Below are 23880 nucleotides of genomic sequence, written 5' to 3'. Positions count from 1 at the left end.
ATTATTCAACGTAATCTTGCATTAATAGAAAAATCATATATTCGATTTCGTTTTTCGGGATATTACGTCCTGCATTTTTTATTATACGATCGATATTAGAATATACTGTTTTCGATTTAACCGAGAATTCCGTTTTCGCAATTGTCTTCGTTTGATCCCCAATCGTAATAGATACTACATTTGTTTGATCCGCAATATCTTCACCTAACGCACTCTTCGTTAATTCTCGAACACTTTCTACTATCTCACTAACAAATTTTTCGAACGTTTTGTCAGACCAATCTTCAAAGCGTACGCCTGTATATAACTCTAAAAACTCATCAATCCACGTATCACTATCTTGCACATAATTTAATGCTTTTACTAAATCATTTGTTTTCTTAAATGATTCATGCTGATTAAGCCATGTTATTAGCTGTTCTTTTGATGTTAAAGATGTAATACTCTTGAATTCTTCAAATGCCTGTTGTCGTTTTATTTCTATTAATGCTTCTGCATATTCTTTCACCGCTTGAAGTGCTTCAATATTATGGCCAAAAGCATCATATAAATCATTTAAGCTTTGTTGTGGTTTTACTTCTGTTTGCTTAATTAGCGTGCGTAATGTTTCAAATTCTGATGATACTTGCTGTGTAATTTGTACATAACGTGGTAACGAACGTAACCATTTTACTAAAGTACCACAGGTTTGAATCAATCGAGAAACATTTTGCCCTTCTAAACGTTCTTCCGTAAAGTCTGCGAAAACTGTATTAATTTTGTTATAAAACTTCAGATTATTGTCAGCAATTTTTTCATAAGTATAGCGATAGTTTTCTGCGCCTTCTTCTTCTAAAATCTCATATAACTTTTCGCCGTTTAGTCCTGGTACAAAAATATCATTACGATACAGCATAAATTCACTCCAACGATCCCTCATCAATGCAACTAATAATAGAGGCACAACCGGTCGACGGATCCCATATGGCGTAGAAGTAAAGATTCGCACTAAGTCTGCAAAGCTACCTTTTGGTTTACGTTCTAATAGTGTTAAAATTTCTCTTCGTAACTTCGCAAAAGGTTGATATGCGATATTTTCATAATCCATCGTATGAACATTTTGTTCAAAATGCTCATTATTTTTAAATATGGCTGCATAAATTGCATATGCTGGACCAGTACCAGAAATACCGAATTGCTCTTCTTTTGGATGCTCTAGAATGGCATCAATTACTTGCTTAGAACCAGCTTTTTGTTGAGATGATAAGTTCATACGGTTAAATGAGTCATTTACAATCTTCGGTGTTTCTGGGTATAGTTTTGTGCAAATCATCGAAAGCCATGTTGACATTTCTTTTTCAGATTGTGGCTTTTGTGAGCCATCCACGTGATACCATAATAACTCTCTATCTAAATGCTGCAACTTATTAATATACTTTGCAACTATAAAAGCAGCTTCATTTTGTAAGATCTTAATTTCTTCTAAGATTCCTTTATCTTCTGCTAGTAAGTTTTTATCTATTGTAAACTCCTTTAGAATGGCAGCATTTAATAAGTGCAATTTAATTTTCTTCAGTGGTTCAGGATGTACAACATAAATTTCTTTACTAAAACTTTGTTTATTTGAGATATACTCTAATACTTTTTTCGGATTAGAACTGTCTGCAATAATATAATAAATGTTCACATCATAACAACCATTTTTCAGTCGATATTGATTTAATTTATTTAATTCCGACTCTAAAACAAGTGTTACTTTTGCAAAACGAGTCATTTCGTTCACATCGTTAAAATGGTTCGGGAAGAAATATTTCGCTTTAAAATTTGATAATAATATTCTGCGTACTACTTCAGGGTTTAGTACGAATGACTTTTTCTGATTTTCGATTTTTTGTTGTAAATCTACAATACTACCTGCGTGAATTTCCCAAACGTATGTTAGTGGATTAAAACGAATTGCTTTAACATCTGATAACTTCTTCAACACATATTCAAGTGCATCCTCATCTAATAGCAGTGCAAATTGTAAAAATTCATTAGTTAACTTTTGATGAATCGATAAGTTACAAATTTGCCATAAAGAAATGAATTTCAAAATAGCTTCCGCTACTTCTAAATCTACTTCCTCCGAATTTATACGAGATAGTGCTTTTCGGTAAAGCACAAATTGCTCTGCTACTGCACCGTTCATTTCAGTATCTTCTACACTCGTGAAGAAGTAATCGAATAATTTATAGGGTGAATAGTATGCATCTGTTTTAGAAATATGGTTTTGCAGTCCACCCGTTTCATTACTTTCTAAAAACGTGAATAATGTACGTTCGTTCTGTCCAAATACGCTAGAAAGCTTCGGCAATAAATATACTGTTACCGGATGCACTGGATATAACGATTCAACAATAACTCGTTGACGATCCTCTACATTTAAAATCGGGAACAATGGAAATGTTTGAATTCCTTGTGTCATCACTAGTGCAAGCTTAGGATCGATGCTTGGTTTATGCTCTAAGTTTTCCGTTAAAATCACTTGAGCTATCTTTAAAAATGTGGCTTGGTCACTTGAAATATTATATTGGTGCAGGCGTTTTTCAACACGTTGAAATTCCTTCGCTACTTCTTCATTAAAGCCCGTAAAATATTGTCGTAAATTTTTATGTGTAATTAACATGAAATGTAACGCTGTTTCACGATCAGCTACTTCAGCTAAATCTTGAATGTCTTGCATTGTTTCATTCATTAAAACACTCGGCAACCCTTGTAAGAATCTTCCAAACTCATCATAAATAATAATAAAGCCTATATTATGTGCATTCGCAACCTTTAATAAAGATTCTATTTTCAGCAGAAAATTATAACTATAGTCTATTTCAAATTGTGCGCCTGAAGTTAATTTTGGATAAATTTCATAAAACCATTGAATTGTATCTTCATCTTCTTCGATAATCTTCGATTTTAAGTCTTCTAATTCATAATTTGCTTCTTCCGCTAACACTTCGAATTGTTCAAATGTTTGTGGGAAAGATTCTTTCCACACGGTAATCGACTGTACGATTTTCGCTGCTACACCAGGTAAAACAATATGGATCCCTTCATTACGTAGTGCTTGCTGTAATGCTTTGATAATCGATTTACGGAAGCGCCCTTCGTTACCACTTAATGCAATAGGTAAATACTTTTTATCCGTTGTACTTGCTTGTTGAATTTTTTCCGCGATTTCATCATTAAAATGATGGAATTTGTTGCTTAACTTTTCAATGCTCGTTGTTTGTTTCGACATTACCGTACTGACAACAGTCGCTAATAATGACTTCCCAGTACCATATGCTCCAACGATAATGTGGGAACGATTTCCTGTTCCTATAAAACCATCTAATAAGCCGATTAAAGCCTCTGTATGTGACGGTGTAGGGATATAACGATTAATAAATTCTTCTTTACCAATATCAAATCTAATATTTACGCTTGTTTTAAATGTCATCATTTCCACCTAATCTATCGGTAACTGCGATTCCAAAAATTGTAATTCATTTATTTGCGGAATCTTAACGTTATCTAAGTTATTTGTGCGAACATACTCAATTGGATATTCTTCATGTGAAGTTAGATTATTTAAAATATCAATTGCTTCTGTCTTTGATAAATTAAATATTTTCCCCCATAATGTATCATGTGACATAATTTCATCCAATTGAATATGTTCAACTTTTTCTTTTTGGGCGTAACGAATTAATGTGTAGTAAAAAGCTGTGAGGTCTTCACTATCATACTGTATCGAATTTTTACGAATCGTATCACTCTTCTCACCCGAACGTTCCTCTTTCATTAGATGTAACGCTGTGAATGGACTAAAAATCGTGTCTTCCGGGTCACTTTCATTCGCTTCTTTTGTATACAACTGAATTAAAACATCGATATCTCGATCAAGCGATTTTTCCGCTACAATTTTCGCCTCTTTTTTATTAACCCATACTTTAAAAGCTGCTTTTAATTCTTTTTTTGTCGTAATTGTTTCGCTATATTGAGTGAAGAACCAATTAAATACAGTTGCAGTATCACCTTTATTTAACAATAGTTCTGAATGTAAGATAGCTATTGTAGAAGGTTTTTCAAGCAAACGATCTTGCTTAAAAATGATTTCCCCTAATGGAGTTAAAGTATGTTTTTTATTATTTTCTTCTATTAAATTCAAAGCTGTTAACCAAAAACGTAATGATCGTACCATGTTTTTACCAAGACCGATCTTTTCAAAATTGTCTTTATCATAAAAGAAATTATTGTTGTTTCTAACGTGTTTAAGTCCTTTGCTGATCCATTTATTTCGTAAGTAGAAACTTTCATGTCTGCCGTAAGCCAATTAAATCCCTCGCTTTTCTTCTGGATGAGATACCCAGAAGAATTTCCTTTGCTATATATTCAAGATTTTCTTTCTGGTGACACTATCCAATGAGTATTATAACAATAATTATAACAATTAGCGAATATACATTCGTAAAAAAACTGCACTTTTTTTGCAAAGTGCAGGGAATTATTACATTATTGTTCTCATTTTTTCTATTGCTTCAACTTTTTCTTCCTCAGATAGATCGTTGAACAAACTAATTACTGCTTCAATATTCAAATCTTTCATACGTGTATGAATAAGTCGTTTAAATTCCGATAAATTCAGTAAGGTATTATCAGTTAAATAGTTTGGTGTGCTTTTCACTTTGTTTAACCATGTTGTACATTGCTCCGCAGACCATAATTTTAATATACTGGCATCTACAGTGAATTGTTTTAACCATTCCTGCTCTTTTTGATTAAGTCGCTCTTGGATTTCTTTTTCATAATTCTCGATGATTTGAATAAAATCAACCTCAGATTCAATTTCAGTCCATTTATCCTTTAATAACTGAAATTCTTGATTTACTTCAAAACGATCGTCCTGCTTCGCCTTGATCGCTGGTATATCATTTAAGAAGTTTTGCACATGGTTAGCAGCTTCTTCAATACCTTCACGATCCATCTCGCGAATATCTTTTACTAATATAATTTTCACTTTCAGGAAAAATTCTTCACAGTCTTTGACAGATTGTATGTCATAAATTGTACTGTAAACTTGCCCTACTTCATCATCTAAAGACTTTATTGCTAACTTAGATTGTTCAATAAGCTGTTTAACTGAATCTAAACTATCTTTTTTCTCTTTATCTGCAAGTCTACTTTTTTCAATTAGAGGTAACAGTTTATCTCCACTTAGTTGAATATCTGTTAATTTTGTATAACCTAATGAAGCTTTAGGGTTTGAACTGGAGACAAACTCGTTAACACGATCTTGTATAGGATCCAAATTATCTAAAACTTGATCTTTCTTTGTTTTCAAGGCTCGAGCTTCATCTAAGTATTGATGATTCGTCATCGAAGTAATTAACTTTTTTAACCAACTATCAAATTGAGTAGCTTGTGATCTAGATTGACACTTTAAGTTTTTCAAAAATATTGGGTAAGTTTCTTCAAAATATTTATGAGCTGCATCTTCAATCATACGCGCTTCAATTAAATGTGCTTCATTATAAATATATTTATCTGAGCTACCAACAACATTTTGAATAGTTTTCGTAGTATCTAAAATCTCAAACACGCCACGCAAATCATCCGTTTTACGCTTTGCTTCCGCTAGCTTTTGTTTTACAGCACCAAATAACTTTATTGTTTCATCGTATAGTCTATTACCTTCTTTTAAAAGAATTTCCATATTTGTAACTTTATCTTCTAACTCTACTGGAATATCTTCTTCTAATTTTAAATTTTTGAACTGGTCATACAAATCTTTAGCCACACTAACATCGCTGTTTTGTACTACTTTTTTATATAAATTCACATACTTATTTGCAGATTCTTCAGGCTTGACTTGAATCACTTTTGTCTCAAACATCACTTTTAAATTAATATTTTTATCTACATAAACTTTTGTAGACCATTCCTCTAAACGAATGCGTTGATTTTCTAGTTGTGTTTTCGTTTCCTCTCTACGCGAAGCCAAAAATACTGCTACTAATAATGAAAGTGCATAGTCGTTTAGTCCGTAAGGTACTTTTTGATATTTATCAAATAATTTTTGAATATCAAATTCACCTTTTTCCTCTAACAAACTATCCCACTCACTAAAAATAGACTGGACTTTAGGGTTTTTTGGAGCAATTAAATTATACTCCTCATTTAATACAGCCCAAGACTCTACGGATTTTTGATATAAAATTGATTCAATACGTCCCTTGATATCTGCACTCTCCGAATGTAAAGTTTGATAAATCGCATTCGACAGTACAATACGACTAATGCGTGAGAGCCCTTTTTTCGCCTTACCTAAAGTAGCATGTGAAAACTCTGTATAAGAAAACGGAATGACTCGGGTATATAAACTTTCAAATAAATCATTAGTAAATGCATTTAATCTTTGTTTTACTTTTTCAATTGTTGTGCCTGTTAATAGAAGTCTCTCGGTAGCTAATTCCCGGTAGGCATCAGCTAATACAGATTGGGCTTTATCTTGATAATCTAAAATAAAGCGTCTATATTTGTCCGTTTCCTGTTGCGTAAAGCTATTAGAAACACGATGATCAAGAATCGCTTCATAAAATTTATTTTCTTTATCATCTAGAATAAAGAACGCTACCGGAATAGAATCAAATTTTTCATTTTTTAACAGCTGTTGAATCGTTTTGAACATTTCAGCATTGTAATCATTCGGCACATATAACCAAATAATTTGTCCCTTCGCTTTATCCGGCTCTAATGCTTCAAGATGATCCATTTTAATTTTCGACAATATACGTGGTGTCATATCATTAATATGAATAATTTTTTGAGTGAATTTCCATTCACGCGTTTTAATAAAGTGCTTTATTCCAAATGCAGTTTCGATATCCTCTAGTTTTAACTCTTCTGCTAATCCCGTATCAAAAATAAACGACATATCGACTTCTGTATTTCGTCTTTTCTTTCTTAATAATAATTTAAAGTCGTTCACACCAATGGCATCCGCAATGAAATCGAAGACGTTAGCAACCTCGTCATAGCTTAGAACCCCAAATTGATCTTCTAGCTGATTAATTGCTAATTCTACTTCTTTAATAGAAATTCCAGCAGCATATGCTACTAGTTCTACCGATTCATATCGACTATGCGTTTTAAAACGTCCAATACGACTAATTAAAATAGCTGCTAGTGTTTCTTTAGCTCGCTCATCTAATTTATCTCCGTATTTTGTTAATATTTGATTATATAAAATGCAATACTCACTTTGTTTACGCCCCTCTTGTTCAGCGGCTAATAATTCATTAAAAAATTCAGTTCGAATTATACGTGTTGCTGGTACTAACAATAAATCTCCAAATTCATTAACCTGCTGATCCGCTAAATTGTTTATTTGCGTTTCTAAAAATGTTAGAGATGAACGTTGCTGTAACCACGAAGACAAATTTGATAAAATCCAAGAATTAAGTGGATGTAATGGATAGATTCCTTCTAAAATTACTTTTTTGAAGTGTTCGTAATTACTCCAAACATTTGAGTTATCCGCTTCCGGTGCCCAATTCATAAATTTACGGTGGAACAGTTGCCACTCACTATCATTCTTCTCAATTTTAGTAGTTACTAAATCTTTGAATACTTTCGCATCTTTACGTTCAACTAAATTAGCAAAAATTGTTTCTAAGTTCGATGATAAGTGGATTTTTTCACTTGATTCATAACGACCAACATATCGATTAATATTTGCTGTCCGATCAACACGTGTTAAATATGATTTTAAATCTGACTGAATAAAACCAAGGAACACAATTTTATCATCAGCATTTTGTACCGCTTCGTAAATTTGTTGTAAAGCTGCATCAGATGCTTTTGTTGGATTGTTAGAAGCAAACTCAATATACCGCCCAAATTCATCAAAGAATAAGACTACTTTATTAAATGGTTCACGTTCACCACAAAGCTTATCTGCGATTTTTTCTAGTACATCGCCGGCCGATACACCTTCATCCCATCGGATATATGTACCATTGATTTCTTTATATACTTTATTGATTATTTCAAATACATCCGTATCAGCTAAAATATTCTCAATTAAATATTGCTTCAAATCAGATTTAGCACTTGTATTGCTTAACACATCACTATAAGATTTATACAATGCTTGATAATTGTCAAAGGTATTCTCTACAAACACACGTGCAATATCGTACGATCTTGTCAATTCTTTCAAAAACTCTACATCTATATTATGAGCTGTTAATGTTTTTTGAGTCGCATTTAGAATTTCATAGTTCAAGTTAAAATCGCGCATACCATTTAAAATCAACACTAAGTTCGGTTTTAAATCATGTTTCGAAACTTGTTGCGCAATATTCGCATCGACTGATTTTAAATTTCGCAGAACTGCCCCTTGTGCCTTTAAATTACCACTTAAAAAGCTGGCCAATGCTACAGATAAATGTGATTTACCAGTACCATACGGAGCAATCGTTAAGAAGAAATTCGATAATTGGCTGTCCCCATATACTTTATCTACTAATACGTTCATGAATGAGGCTGTATCTAACAGACGGTGGCTCTTAAAAGTAATCTCACTTTTATCAATACCAAAATATTCAGGGCCGTGAAATACAAAACTACTTGCTACATCATATTGCTTAGCATCATTGTAGAACCAGTCGACCTGTACAGCGCCATTGAAATACAATTCCTTTTTAAAACGAATAATATCTTGAAATTTATACATACTTTACTCTCACTCTCACTCGTTTTATGTATTAATACTTAATAAGTAAATTCAAATTAATAGTGAATACAACTTGTCTAGACAGAAAGCTGCATTCTGATTTTTTATAATTGTAATTGGTGATAATTGTGCATTAACTTTAATCAGACCGTCATCTTGCATCAAATCTAATGCATCACGTACTTCGCGCTCTCCCCAAAGGAAGGGCTTACCAAAATACAGTCTATTCGTTATCTCGTCGAATGTAATTTCTGAGCGTTCACTAAGAAGTTCTTCCCACTTCGTTAATAACAAGTATCCATATACATAACGATTTTCCTTTGAAATACGGTGTGGTTTTACCTCATAAATAAAGTCTTCTATTCGAAACAACTCCAAGTTGCCTAATGAAAGGTCACTCGTATAACTTGTTCTAAAAGGTGTTAAATTTACATTGTTTTTCTGCACTTGGCGCTCAACAGCATTTTGAATTACTTCATTTTTAAATTGTGGCATAACTAGCGGTATAAAATCGTTAAATAGATATGACCATAAACGAGCTGGTGAATCCTTGTCCGATAAAAAATAATGCAGAAGTAAGCGAGAAATATTTTCTACTAAATATTTATCTTCAATTAAAATTGTTCTTCCTAACGGAGTTAACTTACATTCATACTTCTTATCTAACTTTTCAAAAGTAATTAATCTCATCGCTGCCGCATAATAAATATGAGGCTCAACTTTTCCAGAACTTTTGCCCGTAGGAATCATTGTTTGCTCTGAAATTTCTTCTTTCGTTAAGAAACCAGCATCTGAATCGGCCAAGCTCACAATACGTGAGATGGCCTCCATTTCAGGTGCAAAACTTTGGTGAAAGTTAAGATGATAGGTTACTAACTCTTCTTTACTCAATTCTATCTTTTCCTTTCTTTTAAAGGAGTGACGTCAATAACATGTTTTAATTTAGGTCCTAAATTTCCATCTAGTAATCGATCCGATCCAACGACAACACATTGGCCCTTTGCCAATTTAGAAAGTTTCGTTGCCCATGTTTTTTGTTCATCACTATCTGGACTTAAGAAGCTAGCAATGTTTTTATTATCACCCTCTGGCGGTAAAAAGTGCACTTTTTGACTAGCGTTTTGAAAACGTGTAATCGCATCTTTAGTAATTGGGTGCTGCAATGTTTGTGTAGCAAATAAACCCGACCATCCAAACTTACGTCCCTCTGTTAAAATACGAGCACTTGGTGATGTCTCGGACTGATCTAAGTTTTGAGCTTCATCTAGAATAACTGGGAACGGCGCTTCAACTGAACCGTGAGACAGATTATAGCTCCAAATATCCCATAAGATGAACTCTGTTAATAACACTTGCGTCTCGCGGTTAAAGCCTGTTAATTGGACAATAAAGACTTTTCCAGCTGCTCGGCGCAACTCTTCCCAATCAAATAAATTTTCAGTGGCGAACGGCTTACGGTCAATCAACGGATCAATTTTAGATAACACTGTTTTAGCACTACCCTTATCTAGACTTTCTAACTCACTACGTAAATAATCTAGGCTCATTTTATCACCATATTTTTGAAGACCACTAACAGTCGCTTTGTAAATTGCATTTTTTTGCTGATCTCCAATACCGTTCTTTTTATAAACCGCATAGAAAATCCCTGCAATACGTTCTGCTACATCAATATCAGACTCTAAATCATATTCATCTTCATCATACTCTTTTAAATTTTTCTTAAATGGATTGATTGGGAATCCTTCACGCTGCACATTAAATTGAACGATTTTGCCGTCCATCGCATCTTTAAAATCATCGTTTAATTGACTTTTCTTAAAGCCATCCGTGTAGTCAAAAATTAGTGTAGAAACATTATTGTTTGCAAGCTCTAACAATAGACATTGCATAAAGTATGTTTTACCTACCCCTGACGTACCAGTAATTAGTAAGTGACGGTTTTCCAATTTTGGATGACCGTACTCCCAATAAATATCTTTATTAGTGCGTTGTTCTTTCCCTAATAATATCCGTACATCCTGTAGTTTCGTTTGTAACATTTCATCTGTTTTTAAAACATCTACTACAGGTGGTTTTGAAATAGTTGTTGGATCTACTTCAATCGTTTCCGGTCGTGGATTAACTATTGGATTAGGATCTGTCCTCACACCAACTTCATCTTCAATTGAATTGTCAATTGATGGTTTTACTGCAATTGGATCCACTGGTGCTTCTGCAATAACTTGCACTTGTGGACGTTTCACATCTGGTGGAATATCACTCATTTTAATCACAGGTTCGATAACTGATTCTTCTTCTTCTATTTGCCGATTTACTTCTTTTGCGATTTCCTTGAATGTTACTTCGTCGTCTGCAAAACGATCGTACTCCTCATTTAACACATCTTCAAACTGAACAGCTGTGCGATCCTCTTCTGGTAATAATTGTTTTTGAATATATAATTGGCCATATGGTTGATGATGTACCTGAATACCTGTCCAGCCCAAAGGATTCGTTATAATTTCTAGCTCTTCAGCATTATAATCCAACCAATACGTTAGCAGTGTTGTTTTCCATTCAATTGTAAATTCACCATTCAAAATCTTCATCAAGTCACTATTTAACTTTTCGCGTTCAAATTCATCGCTTGTTAGGTAAAGTGGTGAAAATGCAAGTAGACGATACAATTGGGCAAACCAATATCGTCGATCATGTGCTATTGAATCCGCTGAAAATACACTTGAAAGAAATTTATAACCATTTTCTAATTGGGTCATACCTTTTTCTATATGTACCAAATTCTCTTTGCCCATTTTACATTCTACTAAGTTAGCCTTAATACGTAGTAACCGATCCTCATCATTACGAACGATTTCTAATTCTAATAAGTCAGGACGATTTGGCTCATCATTAAACCAATGATTATAGGAATCTAAGGAAATAAAGCTTTTCAATAGCGTGTCGTCATTTATCTGTGTAATATTTAATGAATGTACAGCTAACAAACTGGATAAATAACTGTGGATTTCATAATCATACGGGTTCAGTGCTCTTAAAATCTTAATCCCATCTAAAATAACAGAGTCACCTAAGCAATACTCCGCAGCTTGTTCATACATTTCAGGTAACCATGATGGGAATAACTTTCTTAAGCGCATTTCTAAACGTGCTTTAATATCTGTTTTCATTTCTACAGAGGCTGAAATAGCAACGTTTAATTCTCCGTAAACACCTTCACCAGTTGAAAAACTTATAATATTTTCAGAATCGAAAATTTGCTTATCAAGTCCCGTATCAATGCTAACAACCCATCTTGCTTTTTCATGGAAAATAGCTAATAGAGATTGAATACCTTCTTGGACGGATAACACTTTTTCTACTCGGTAAAATTCATTTTCTTTTGCATAAGCGTTTTGTGCCCAGAATACTAGTTGTGAATGGGCAAACGATGCTTCAAATTGCATTTGGCTAATCGAAATACTACGTTCATCTTTATTTTTCGGTGCTGGAATCGGATTAAATACCATCGGGAATTTTGTTTCACTCAGAGCAATTTTCTTTCCAACATTAGTTTCGTACTTAATATCACTTGTGTACAGTAAATTATCGATAAACGCTAGATCATAAGCTTTATATTCTAACAAATCTTTTAATTTCTCTAACTCTGTATTTTTGTATGTGTTGAAATGAATATTCAAATCAACATCATCATCTACGCTAAATGTTTGGTCTAACCATAGTTTCACGTAATTTTGTGCTTTGTAATTCACTTTCGATGTCAAAATTTCCAAGTTTAAACTAAATTTACTTGTTTGTTTTTGCTGGATTTTAATGAAGTTTTTAATACCTTCAATGATTGGATATAAATGATCGAAATTAACGAAACATAGTGACAATGCATCTACGTTCGAAGGGAACGTCTTGATATATTCCGCGATATGAGATTCAATTATATACGCTTTAGAAGAATTAGTTTTAAGTTCTTCACTTTCTCCTAAATCCTCTGTATAATCCATCTCAATTAGATTCGAGCTATCAATAATTTGCGCACGATTCGATTCACCATGTAACGCATAATATCCTAGTACATGCGATGGTGCGCGATTCACTTCGTTTTTCGTTATTAAACAATCTACACCTGATAAAATAGCAGATTGATTTTCTACTTTAGATAGTTTGTATAGACAATCTGATAGTGTTACGTATTCATGATTTTCTACTAAATCCATTAAAATATCGACTAATCCTTGACGAATAAATGCTTGTTGAGCTTCAATTTTTTCAAGCATTGCAGGATGGATTGGGGGAATAATAGCCCCTTGTACAATATTTTTACGATCAATGAAGTCTTGCTCTTCAATGATTGCGAACAGATTTGAGATTAAATAGAAATGATCTTTTTCAAAATTAGGATATGAGCTATACGATTTCCATAAATCGTTATAAATCGTCACATAACTATTAATTAACTCTGCAGTTACCATCGTTTTTTGAACATTAATCGCATTGTAAATACCATTATTATTGACTTCCATTACAAATTTCATAAAAGGTTCGATTATACGATAAAGTTTGTTTACTACTTTCTTTTCATCCAAGTTGTCATTCTTGTTAGATTTAAAAAATTTTAACGTATCGTGTAAGACGATTTCATAGTTGTTTAACTGATAATGGAATGACGCTATATCTGTACTCGTTAATAAGTTGCCTAACTGCTTACATGTAAAAATCGGTAGCTTATTTTCATTATTTAATGCTAGTTGCTGTTCAATATAGGGGATTAAATTAAATGACTGTAGCCAATAATCAAATGCATTAAATGCCCATTGGAATAACCACTTCGATTGTTCATCGCTAACTAATCTAACTTCAAAATCAATTTTTGATAGAGCATTTGGAGTATTTGTAAAGTCCAAATTAACTGCTGCTTTATCTTTTAAAGTAAATGGATCTTCATTATTATTGTATTCAATGGTTACAATATTTTGTACACCTACATTTAAATAATCTACAAGACCACCTAATGCAAGACAAATTTCACTCCATCGATTATTGCGATCCTCTTCTAAAATGCCTTCTGCTAATCTAACAGTTGTTACCTTGATGATAAGCTTATCCGAAGGTTGAATAGGCTCAGGCAACTGCGCTAATACTTCTAAAACCATCTGCGAATATGCGTGAATCGGTTCACCCTTTAATTTATTCACTTGGTCTTTAGTTATTTTTTTACTTTCTGTCTTAATTCCTAAAATTTCCGTTGTAATTGATTGATCGAATTGTGCTAGTTTTGGACGAAGTATTTCTAAGTTTTCACCTTTAGCAAAGTCGAGAATAACCTCACAATATTTTTCATAAGAACCAAATGTATCTTTAATAATCGCTTCAAATTCTACAAACTTTTCATTTTGTTTTTTAAAATGATCTAATTTATCGCGCAATTTCTTTTCAGCGCTAGTGCTCAATCCACTTTTATATGCATCACGCTTAATAAACTTTGCTCCACTTTCTAGTAATTTGAAAGTTTTCCCTTTATACAATTCTGTCAGCAATTTATTATTTATCGTACGAATATCAGAGAGTCCAAATTGCAACCACAAGTTTCTTAAAACATATTCAACAATTTCTTCTACCTGAAATAAATTTAGTTCTACAGCACGGTCTGCAATATCGCTCACTTTTAATAAATCTAATGGAGCATGTTTAAAAATGTTTGAGAACAGATGATTCACGATAGCAATAGCACGTTGATCCTGATAATCTAAAGTATCGAAAAATTCTGCGAATCTACCTTTATATTCAGCATTCATATCAGCTGGTGTGATCGAATAGAAGTCCGCCAAGCCACCTTTATCTTGCACACTTTCCGTAGCTAATAACACGACAGATTTTTTTAACTCACCAAATTCGTTTCTTAGCTTTGTAAAACGTTGATCGATGCTAACAAATCCTAAACGACGCATTTCTCCGATCTCTAATGGATAGTCATCCTTCCATACCTCATACTTTTCTTCAGAAAGTTGTACCTCTAAATTGTCAAATCGGGCAGTCAAATATTTTGCTACTTCTAAATAAATCATTGGATGATTAAAGTAATCTAAACGAATTAATGTGGTTTCACCTGCATTATTAATCTTATTTTCAATAAATTTATTAAGTTTATTNATTAATATATATATTCATTTTCTTCACCCTTTAAATGGATTTTCTACAATAGATGTAGCGTCCGATAAATTACGTAAGAAACCACAGTTTCGTAATAGTTCTAAGAAAATTTGCTCATTTTCATTAAAATCGTTTAAATATGAAATGTCCTCAAAATGTTGTTCAGCTTCTTTTGGACCAATAACAATATTGTAATGCTCACAACATAACTCTAAGAATGTTGTGAATAATAAACGTTCACCAGGTTTAATCAATGTTAAAACCAGAATCTTTACTAGGTTTTCATTTAAAGACATGCGCATATTACCGCCAGTAGGTGGAATGACTAGACCAATATCCTTCCCTAACTTTCGAATCAACAAACTCGTATCTTTAGCAGCATCCTGTAATACATTCTTTTTCGTCTCGGCCATTTCTTCATTATAAACTCGATAAATTGCTCTAAAAACATTCTCTTCTAGTTCTTCATATCCTTGTACAGCCTTTTTACGAATAGATCCTTGTGCATTTTTCGTTAAATCAATTACCCACGCTTGTTTATGTGCTAAGTTTAAAACAGTTGTAGAACGATAAGTCATCATACGAATGATTTGAATGGCTAATAAATTCCCTACTAGTTCTACTTTTTCAAAAGCATCTAATTCGCTGCATAGCAAATTATGCAGTTCCTCTACAGTAAAATGAGCTACATTTTCATAGCTTTTTGGAATAACTTCCATAGTCTTGTCTAAATAATGAAATTGAGCCTGATTATCTGGTGCATCTACAACTTCTTCCCATTCACCTTGAATATGGTTTGCAAGTGCACTTAATTGCGGTATGGATGTAATCATATTTTTTAGTTTTTCAGATAATTTATCGCGAAGATTACTGTCTGATTGACTGAGCCCTTGCAGCACATGTAAGTAGTAAACTTCTCCGCCTCGAGCCATAAACATGTGTTGAGAAAAATTAAATTCTCGATCAATTTTCAAAAAACTATTCTCTTTTGATAAATTTTCTGTTCGTGTTTTCTTATTACCAATGGATTCACTAAAAATAATTTCCGGTGCTAATGGTAATAATGATTGCGCAAACCAAGAACGTTTTCCTATAATTGCGTTGTAACCATAAAATAAATCTTGTAATACGTCTAAAGCAAATTCTTTATCATAGTTTGACCCTTCAACGCTAATCGTTTGCTTTAAATGTTCGCGGTGATGTTCTAATGTATAACGATCAATTTCAAAACGTTTCTCTTGATCACTACGGTTAAAGAAAATAAAACGCTTTAATCCCATTCTAGGCGCTGGATAATAATGTAGCTTATTTTTCTCATCTTTAATTTCATTAAAATAAAATCCGTCGGATTTAATTTTTTCATATTCGACTGTACCCTCACTTTTAGGTGATACGAATACTAATAAAAATTCTAATAAATACTCATATAATGTTTGGTCTTTATAAATACGGTGACCATAGACTTGAATTTGAGGGTTCTGTGCATCAATATCATATCTTTCATATTTTGGGAAGAACTCTAACGTCATCGTGGTCTACCTCCTATTCGAAATGTAATTTATTATTCTCTGAATCTAACTCAATATCGATGATTTTAGGTCCTTGTAATGTTTGAATTAACAATTTAATTACTTCCTCACCATCAGTGAATCGATACTCCTTGTATAACTGCGCTTTTAGTCGATTAATCCCATGCGACAACACCGGGTTTAACTTTGTTGAAAGTGATCCGTTCGCTAATTGATAGAAATAATCTAATAGTGGTAGAGGTAATGGGTAGATTTGTGATAATCGATCGAACTTCATATAAATGTTGTAAATCGGCTCATCTGAAATCGTATTTTCGACTTTTTCAACATCTACTATAAAGCTATCAAAATCAATTTTACCTATTAATAGATAAACATTTTGATTGTTTAGGCCACTTCGTTTTAATGGAAGATACAGTATACTATCCGAAGAAACATTACTGCTGTCTCCCATGATAAGTACCTGTAGTGCTTTGAAAACAATTTCTTTCAATTGACGCTTTGAGCGTATACGCATACCATTTTTACGATATGACAAATATTTCGGATAAATTGGCGCATATAGAATCCCAAATAAATGATCGGACTGAGGTTCATTCAAATCAGCAAATAAAATTTCCATTCGACGTATCGCTTTACGAATTAAAAATGGTTCTTTTTCATAAAGTAATTGTTCTGTGTCTAAAAGTTGACGACGCATATAGTAATACCATGTATCTTTAGTTATTGTTCTTACTTCTTCAACCAACACATCGAAATTTTCTTTTACAAAAAGCTCCTGATCAAATATTAGTTTTTTTTCATCTAATTTCATCTTTTGAATTTCAGCGATTGATTTAATTTTCAACGCATCTGTATTTTTAGTAAGCCCTATGTACCCGAAAAACAAATTACTAATGTGATAGTCAAATAAACTCTTTTGACGATTAATAACATTTAATTTATGACAATGTAAGTTGCCCGTAATCGCATATGAAAGATGTGACAAAATTTGCCGAATTGTTAATCTCTTATCATTTTCAGCTAACCAGCGATAATAATTCATTGTAAAGCGTTTAAATTGGTCTTGATGCTTTTTCAATGTCAGATAATTATTGTGAACCGGACAAGACACACCTAACTCACATGATTCAGAACCTTTCCAAAGGTCCTCATTTAATAATTTATCAATTAAGGATGGCACAATATCAGTATTATCTAATAATGCTAGATTAATTACTAAGACAGATAGATGCCCTATAGTGCCTTCTTTAAAAGAAGTTTCATCCATTAATTTAAGAATTTCCATCTCAATTTCATTTGCAGAGTAAGCTGTGCCTTCATAAAAATTTTTAAATGCTTCAATTAAAGGACCTGTATTCGAAACAATAATGCTAGAGCCAGCATTGTTAAAAATATTTAGCCCGTTTTCAATACATCCTTTTTGTTTCTCACTTACTAGTTCACTCATATCTTTTACGTAATATAATGACTGACCATTTATTTCATTTCGTACAGTGTCCTCTTCTTTTAGTAGTTCTCCCGCAGGAATCGCTTCAACTTGACGTAAAATTTGATGCAATAAGCTTGTTTTTCCATCACCAGCATGTCCAGTTAATATTATAAATGATGATTTTTCTTTGATTTTTTCTATTAAATAACTACCAATCTTTCGCTCCACACGAATTTGCTCATAAAAAGGATTAGAAAACTGGGATTCTGCAATTGCATTATCATTTGAACTGTTGGCATTGTTCATAGATTGTAAATATTTGATATATTTCGTATGCATTTTAACACCTCTATTTATCTTATTAATTAATATTATAGCATTAATTGTTAAATGGATTTATGGTGAATTTATGCCATTTTATTGCATCTTCCCTAGTATGCGAGTTAAAAACCATTGTTTTCAGTGTAAACTAGAAGTACCAGTCACAGAACTTCCATATTACCCACTGACACTAAAAGGAGCTGAAAACAATGGTTAAATCTACATTTGTAATTTTTTCCTGTTGTACAATCGTTTATCAATTGTTTAGTTTTAGCTTTATTTTCCTTTCTTTGTAATTTCGCATGACCAATTCGATAGAATAATTCACGAAGTAACCACATAAGATGTCCCTCGATGGTCAAAATTAATATTTCTATAAAAAACTATTATTGTCTGATTAATTCAGTTCCAAAAACGACCTAGTTACAAGCTGGACAGCAATTTTAAGCCTCATTTTTTCATGAATTTCCTGCTAGGTGTGATATAAGAATATTGCGAGGACAAACATAATTGTATATATTGTCAAAAATGTTATGATGAAGAAAAAATAGTCACTACGTTTAAAGGGGTAATGGAAATGTGTTTAGTAAATTTTCATTTTCAGGAGCATCCATTTTATAAATTGGTTGTCGTAGCAAATCGGGATGAGTTTTATGAGAGACCTACTGCGGCTGCAGGGTTTTGGAAGGATTATCCATATATTTTGGGTGGGCGTGATTTAGTGCATATGGGGACTTGGCTTGGTGTGACGAGAGATGGGCGTTTCGCCGCGTTGACGAATTATCGGGACCCAAAAGAAGCAAAGGGATGTTTTTCACGTGGGGATATTGTGCGTGATTTTTTAGCTAATGGTGATGCTCCAGTTGATTATATTGAAACACTTTCGAACAATAAAGGAAGTTATGGTGGTTATAATGTCGTTGTTGGCGATGGAAACCAGTTGTTTCACTACAATAATATATTAGATGAAATGAATGAAATTACTCCCGGCACGCATAGTTTGAGCAATCATACATTGAATACACCTTGGCCTAAGGTTGCAATGGGCAAGAAGAGATTAGGTGATTATATTCAATCCTGTCCTGGTGAAGTAGCTGTAGATTCTCTATTTGATATTATTTCAGATCAAACCATGGCGGAGGATGCTGATCTACCTCAAACTGGTGTTGGTTTAGAGATGGAGAGATTACTGTCTCCTTTGTTTATTAAGAGTCCTAACTATGGCACTCGCTCATCGACTGTTTTGCTAATAGATAAGGAAGATAAAGTATTTTTTGTAGAACAAACATATAAAGATGGGGATTTTCATGCGGAAAATCAATTTTCTTTTAAAGTTGGGGAATATTAGGTTTTTATTTCATATAATTATTTATCTTATAAATAGATTGATTTGTGTGGATGGCGGCGACTCCAGCGGGAATAGCGGGATTGTCGAGACCCTGGACTGAGCAAAGCGAGGGAAGCGGCTCGGCCCCGCCCGCGGAAAGCGTCCGCCAGGAGGACAAATCATAATAGGAGTGCTAATGCACTCCTCCTTTTTATATCAAACTTTTCACTACTTTGGACATAGTCGACCCGTCTGCTTTTCCAGTAAGTAATGGTTTTGCAATTTTCATCGCGTCGCCCATATTCATACCTTTTACAATACCTGCCTCTGTTAATATCGCTGCAATTTCTTCTTCGCTTAATTGTTTTGGTAAGAAGCTTTTTAGTAATACTAGTTTTGCTTCTTCTTTTTCGATTAAGTCTTCTCGATTTGCTGTTTGAGCTCCTTCTAACGCTTGGTTCGTTTGTTTCACTTCGCGATTCACAATAGCAATTTCTTCTTCTGGTGAAAGGCTTGAACCTTTTTCCTTTTCCGCGCTATCCATTGCTGATTTTAAAAGTGTTAGCACTCCTTTTGCTAGTACGTCCTTCTCTTTCATCGCACGTTTTAATTCTTCAAATACAGTCGTTTTTATCATAATAGTTAATCTCCTTCCGTTTATATGCTCAAGTTCATACTCGTTTAATAAATAGTAGCTTTGCATCGCTATTGTTTTAGTTTACGGCATTACAGTCTTCACTGTAAAGAAATGCAGTATAGGTGCTACTAGCAAATGCCAGACACTCTGATGAATAACTCCATTAAAAAAGTCTCTCCTATTAGAGAGACTGTAGTGTAACTACCGTATTCGTTTCAGCTGCTTCTATAATACCTAAAATAACTTTTAAAGAAGATAACGCATCATCTCCTGTGACAAGCGGAGTTTGATCAAGTCGAATACATTCAATAAAGGCATCAATCACACCACTATTTGTTTGATTGTTATTTGTTTGGATGTTCTCTAGTTGATACTGTACCTTTTCCCCGTCTTTTGTGATTACTTCTAATTGATATTGATCACTATGGTAGATTTTCAAAATACCCTTTTCGCAATAGATGATAGTGCTATTGTCTTCTTCTCCGTAATACGTCCAAGAGAAAGCAGCAGTCCCTAAACGTCCTTTTTTCGTTCTTAAACTACAGACGATGTTATCGCATACTTCTATCGGTTCGTTGTTTTCATTGACCTTGTCGAGCGCTCCTTGAAAAGCACTTACCTGCTCGATTTCGTCATCTAATAAGTAATGCAGCAAATCTACTTTATGGACTCCTAGATCGCCTGCAACACCAAGACCAGAGCGCTCTTTTTGAAAGAACCATGTCGAGTTTGATTTATTCACGCCCCATTGTTCTGGGCCTGAGTGTCCAAATGTCGTTCTAAAAGTTAGCACTTTCCCAAGTTCTTCACTTCTGATTATTTCTTTCGCCTTTTGATGTGCCCGAGTAAATCGTTGGTTGTGATCTACCATAAATTTTTTCTCGGATTGCTTTTGGGCATCTACTATTTCTTTTGCATGTTCAATCGTAAGGGCTATTGGCTTTTCACATAAAACATGCTTTCCATTTAGTAATGCTTTCGTAGAAAATATATGATGATATTCATTCGAAGAACAATCACTAATTACTTGTATAGTAGGATCGGTTAGCAATTCATCCACGCTTTGTACTACTGTCCCGTCGAACAGGCTTGCTAACACTTCTGCACGTTCAGGATTTCGATCATAAAAAACAATCTCATCCACAAATGGATTCGCTTTATATTCAGGTGCATGCCGCAATTTTGTTATCGATCCACATCCAATAATGCCTACTTTTAACCCCATATAATCCCTCCTACTCTCTCTTTTGGAATACTACTGCAATAATAATGATTAATCCTTTTACAAACCCTTGTAGGTATGGGGAAACATTCATTAAATTCATCATGTTATTCAAAATACCTAAAATAAGCACCCCGAAAAGTGTCCCAATAATCTTACCTCGACCACCTGTCATTCTTGTACCACCTATAATAACGGCAGCAATCGCATCTAGTTCATATTGAACTCCTGAACTCGAGGATGAAATAGAATTTAAGCGAGACGTTTCAATAATCGCTGCAACACTAACCAATAAGCCAGCCAAACTATAGACACCAATTTTAATACGGTCCACACGAATTGCTGAAAGCAATGCTGCTTTTTCATTACTTCCAAGTGCATACACATATCTTCCGAAGCGTGTCTTGTGCATTAGCATATAAACCAGTGCGGTCATGACGAAGAAAATAATAACAGGATAATCAAATATCCATAAATCATTATTTGCGATAGCGGTAAATCCTTGCACTTCTCCTGAAACACTTCCACCTTCTGCAATATACAACGCAATGGATCGCGCTGATGCCATCATTCCCAATGTGGCGATAAAGGAGGCAATCCTTCCTTTGGCAACCATTAATCCGTTCAAGAATCCTGCAAAGGAACCTACGACTAATGCTGTGAAAATCCCAACAAGTATACTACCTGTCGCATTTAATGCAAGAACCGTAATGACACCGACAAGTGCAAGCACAGACCCAACCGACAAGTCGATCCCACCTGAAAGCATAACGACCGTCATCCCTAAAGCGACGATACCTATAATAGATACTTGCATGAGTATATTAAGCTGGTTGTTTATATCTAAAAATCTCGGACTCATAATAGAAGATGCGATAAAAATAATAATGAAAGCTATAATAACGCTATATTCTGACCATAGCCATGTGAGACGACTTTTTGTATTTGACACTTGCGGACGATATTCTTTAACATTTATATTAGCCACTTGTTGCGACCTCCTTTTTCGAGCCAGTTGCATAATGCATAATTTCTTCTTCTGTTGCTTCTTCACCGTTAAACCTTGCTGTTATTTCTCCTTGGTACATCACATTTATTGTATGACATAGCCTCATAACTTCAGGAGCCTCCGAAGACAGTATAATCACCGATTTCCCTTGTTCGGCCAATGCCACAATTTGCTGATAAATCTCTTGCTTTGCCCCAACGTCAATCCCTTGAGTCGGGTTATCAAATATGAGTATATCTGCCCCTACTTCAAGCCATTTGGCGATGATTACTTTTTGTTGGTTACCACCACTTAACTTATCGATTGTGATACGAGGGTTGTGTACTTTGATGTTCAGCAGTTCCTTATAATGTTGAAATTTTTCCCGTTCGTCATTATCTTGGATAAACCCAGATTTCTCAAAATTTCCTATGGAAGATAAACTCATGTTATGAATCACACTTAAATCTTTAATAATTGCATTTTCTTTTCGATCCTTTGGAACAAGACCTATTCCTGCCTTTACGGCTTTTCGGGGGTGATCTATTTTTACCAACTGGTTATGGATCTTTATCTCACCAGTGTATTTTTTTCGATATCCGAATATGCTTTCAAAAAGCTCTGTCCTACCGTCTCCAGCTAGTCCAGTAAAACCTACAATCTCCCCTTTTTTCACCTGAAAATGAATGTCTTTAAACATACCTTGACTTGTTAAGTTGTTCACTTCTAGCAATATTGGGCCAAATGAATGTTCCTGTACAAATCTATTTTGAGAGATAGATTTACCAACCATTAGCTTGGTGATTGTATCTAAGTCTTCATGTTCTATATCGCCAGTCTTAATCATTTCTCCGTCACGTAATACGGTATAACGGTCACATACTTCTTTGATTTCCTTTAGTTTATGGGATATATAAATAATCGAGATGCCCGATTTCTTTAAGTTCTTCATTAATTCAAATAAACGATTTACTTCATGTTCTGCTAATGAGGTTGTAGGTTCATCCATAATGATAAGCGTGGATTTATGAAGCAGTGCCTTGGATATTTCTATCAATTGTTTATAGGAAGTTGCTAAATTTCGAACGTATTCTTTCGGATCGATGTCTACTCCAAGCTTCGATAAGATTTCATGAGTTTGCTGACACATCTCTTCCACTTTTAAAAAGCCTACTTTGTTTCGAAGTTCTGATCCTAAAAACATATTCTCATAGACTTTGAGGTCAGAAACCATGTTTAGTTCTTGATGGATAAAGCTAATACCTTGTTCTTGAGATACTCTTGGATTAGCCATCCGGACTTCTTGACCGTTTATGTAAATAGTGCCGCTATTCGGTTGATGGACTCCCCCTAAAATATTCATCAAAGTGGATTTTCCGGCACCATTTTCACCTAACAATGCATGAATCTCACCTTTTTCAATCTGAAGAGACACATTTTTTACCACTGGTACACCATTAAATGACTTGTTCATGTTCTCCATTTTTATAAAAGGATTTTCAGCCATGGTATTTATCCCTCCTTATATAGGAAAAGAGGAAAT

12 protein-coding genes are annotated in these 23880 nt (G+C 33.9%); 1 reads left to right on the top strand and 11 read right to left on the bottom strand.

The window, feature by feature from the left end; all coding sequences use genetic code 11:
• Position 1: 1 nt before the first annotated feature.
• The 7 genes from AN959_RS10005 to AN959_RS09975 all read right to left on the bottom strand — a co-directional run bounded on the left by AN959_RS10005 (position 2) and on the right by AN959_RS09975 (position 18181).
• Complete coding sequence (locus AN959_RS10005; protein ID WP_056830439.1) at positions 2-3457, bottom strand: hypothetical protein; 3456 nt, start codon at positions 3455-3457, stop codon at positions 2-4.
• A gap of 9 nt (positions 3458-3466) precedes the next feature.
• Positions 3467-4333 carry a DUF4007 family protein gene (locus AN959_RS10000; protein WP_056830437.1) on the bottom strand — a complete coding sequence of 289 codons (867 nt, stop codon included), beginning with the start codon at positions 4331-4333 and terminating at the stop codon, positions 3467-3469.
• Positions 4334-4507: 174 nt separating this feature from the next.
• The gene (locus AN959_RS09995; protein ID WP_056830435.1) at positions 4508-8737 is read right to left on the bottom strand and encodes a hypothetical protein; all 4230 of its coding nucleotides are present in this window, start codon (positions 8735-8737) and stop codon (positions 4508-4510) included.
• 51 nt (positions 8738-8788) lie between these two features.
• Positions 8789-9628 carry a DUF4007 family protein gene (locus AN959_RS09990; RefSeq protein WP_056830433.1) on the bottom strand — a complete coding sequence of 280 codons (840 nt, stop codon included), beginning with the start codon at positions 9626-9628 and terminating at the stop codon, positions 8789-8791.
• Positions 9629-9630: 2 nt separating this feature from the next.
• Positions 9631-10779: an ATP-binding protein gene (locus AN959_RS22030; protein WP_371256537.1), complete on the bottom strand. Its 1149-nt coding sequence runs from the start codon at positions 10777-10779 to the stop codon at positions 9631-9633.
• 4125 nt (positions 10780-14904) lie between these two features.
• Positions 14905-16410 (bottom strand): hypothetical protein, encoded by a 1506-nt coding sequence (locus AN959_RS09980; RefSeq protein ID WP_056830429.1) that lies wholly within the window; start codon positions 16408-16410, stop codon positions 14905-14907.
• Positions 16411-16423: 13 nt separating this feature from the next.
• Positions 16424-18181, bottom strand: coding sequence for a hypothetical protein (locus tag AN959_RS09975; RefSeq protein WP_056830427.1), 1758 nt, complete (start codon positions 18179-18181; stop codon positions 16424-16426).
• Positions 18182-18740: 559 nt separating this feature from the next.
• On the opposite strand from AN959_RS09975, the gene AN959_RS09965 reads away from it, so the two are divergent.
• Positions 18741-19511, top strand: a complete 771-nt coding sequence (locus AN959_RS09965) for an NRDE family protein (protein WP_056830424.1) — start codon at positions 18741-18743, stop codon at positions 19509-19511.
• Positions 19512-19701: 190 nt separating this feature from the next.
• On the opposite strand, the gene AN959_RS09960 is transcribed toward AN959_RS09965, so the two are convergent.
• The 4 genes from AN959_RS09960 to AN959_RS09945 form a co-directional block, all read right to left on the bottom strand.
• Entirely contained in the window at positions 19702-20127 is a 426-nt protein-coding gene (locus AN959_RS09960; RefSeq protein ID WP_056830421.1) for a GatB/YqeY domain-containing protein, read from the bottom strand.
• Positions 20128-20308: 181 nt separating this feature from the next.
• On the bottom strand, positions 20309-21352 hold the full coding sequence (locus AN959_RS09955; RefSeq protein ID WP_056830419.1) for a Gfo/Idh/MocA family protein: 1044 nt from the start codon (positions 21350-21352) through the stop codon (positions 20309-20311).
• Between the two features lie 10 nt (positions 21353-21362).
• Positions 21363-22337, bottom strand: a complete 975-nt coding sequence (locus AN959_RS09950; RefSeq protein WP_056830417.1) for an ABC transporter permease — start codon at positions 22335-22337, stop codon at positions 21363-21365.
• Positions 22330-23844 carry a sugar ABC transporter ATP-binding protein gene (locus tag AN959_RS09945; protein ID WP_056830415.1) on the bottom strand — a complete coding sequence of 505 codons (1515 nt, stop codon included), beginning with the start codon at positions 23842-23844 and terminating at the stop codon, positions 22330-22332. Before AN959_RS09945 ends, AN959_RS09950 begins: the two co-directional genes overlap by 8 nt.
• Between the last annotated feature and the right edge of the window lie 36 nt (positions 23845-23880).

This window comes from Psychrobacillus sp. FJAT-21963 (genome assembly GCF_001420585.1).
GTDB lineage: Bacteria > Bacillota > Bacilli > Bacillales_A > Planococcaceae > Psychrobacillus.
This window is presented reverse-complemented; position numbering and strand designations above follow the sequence as displayed.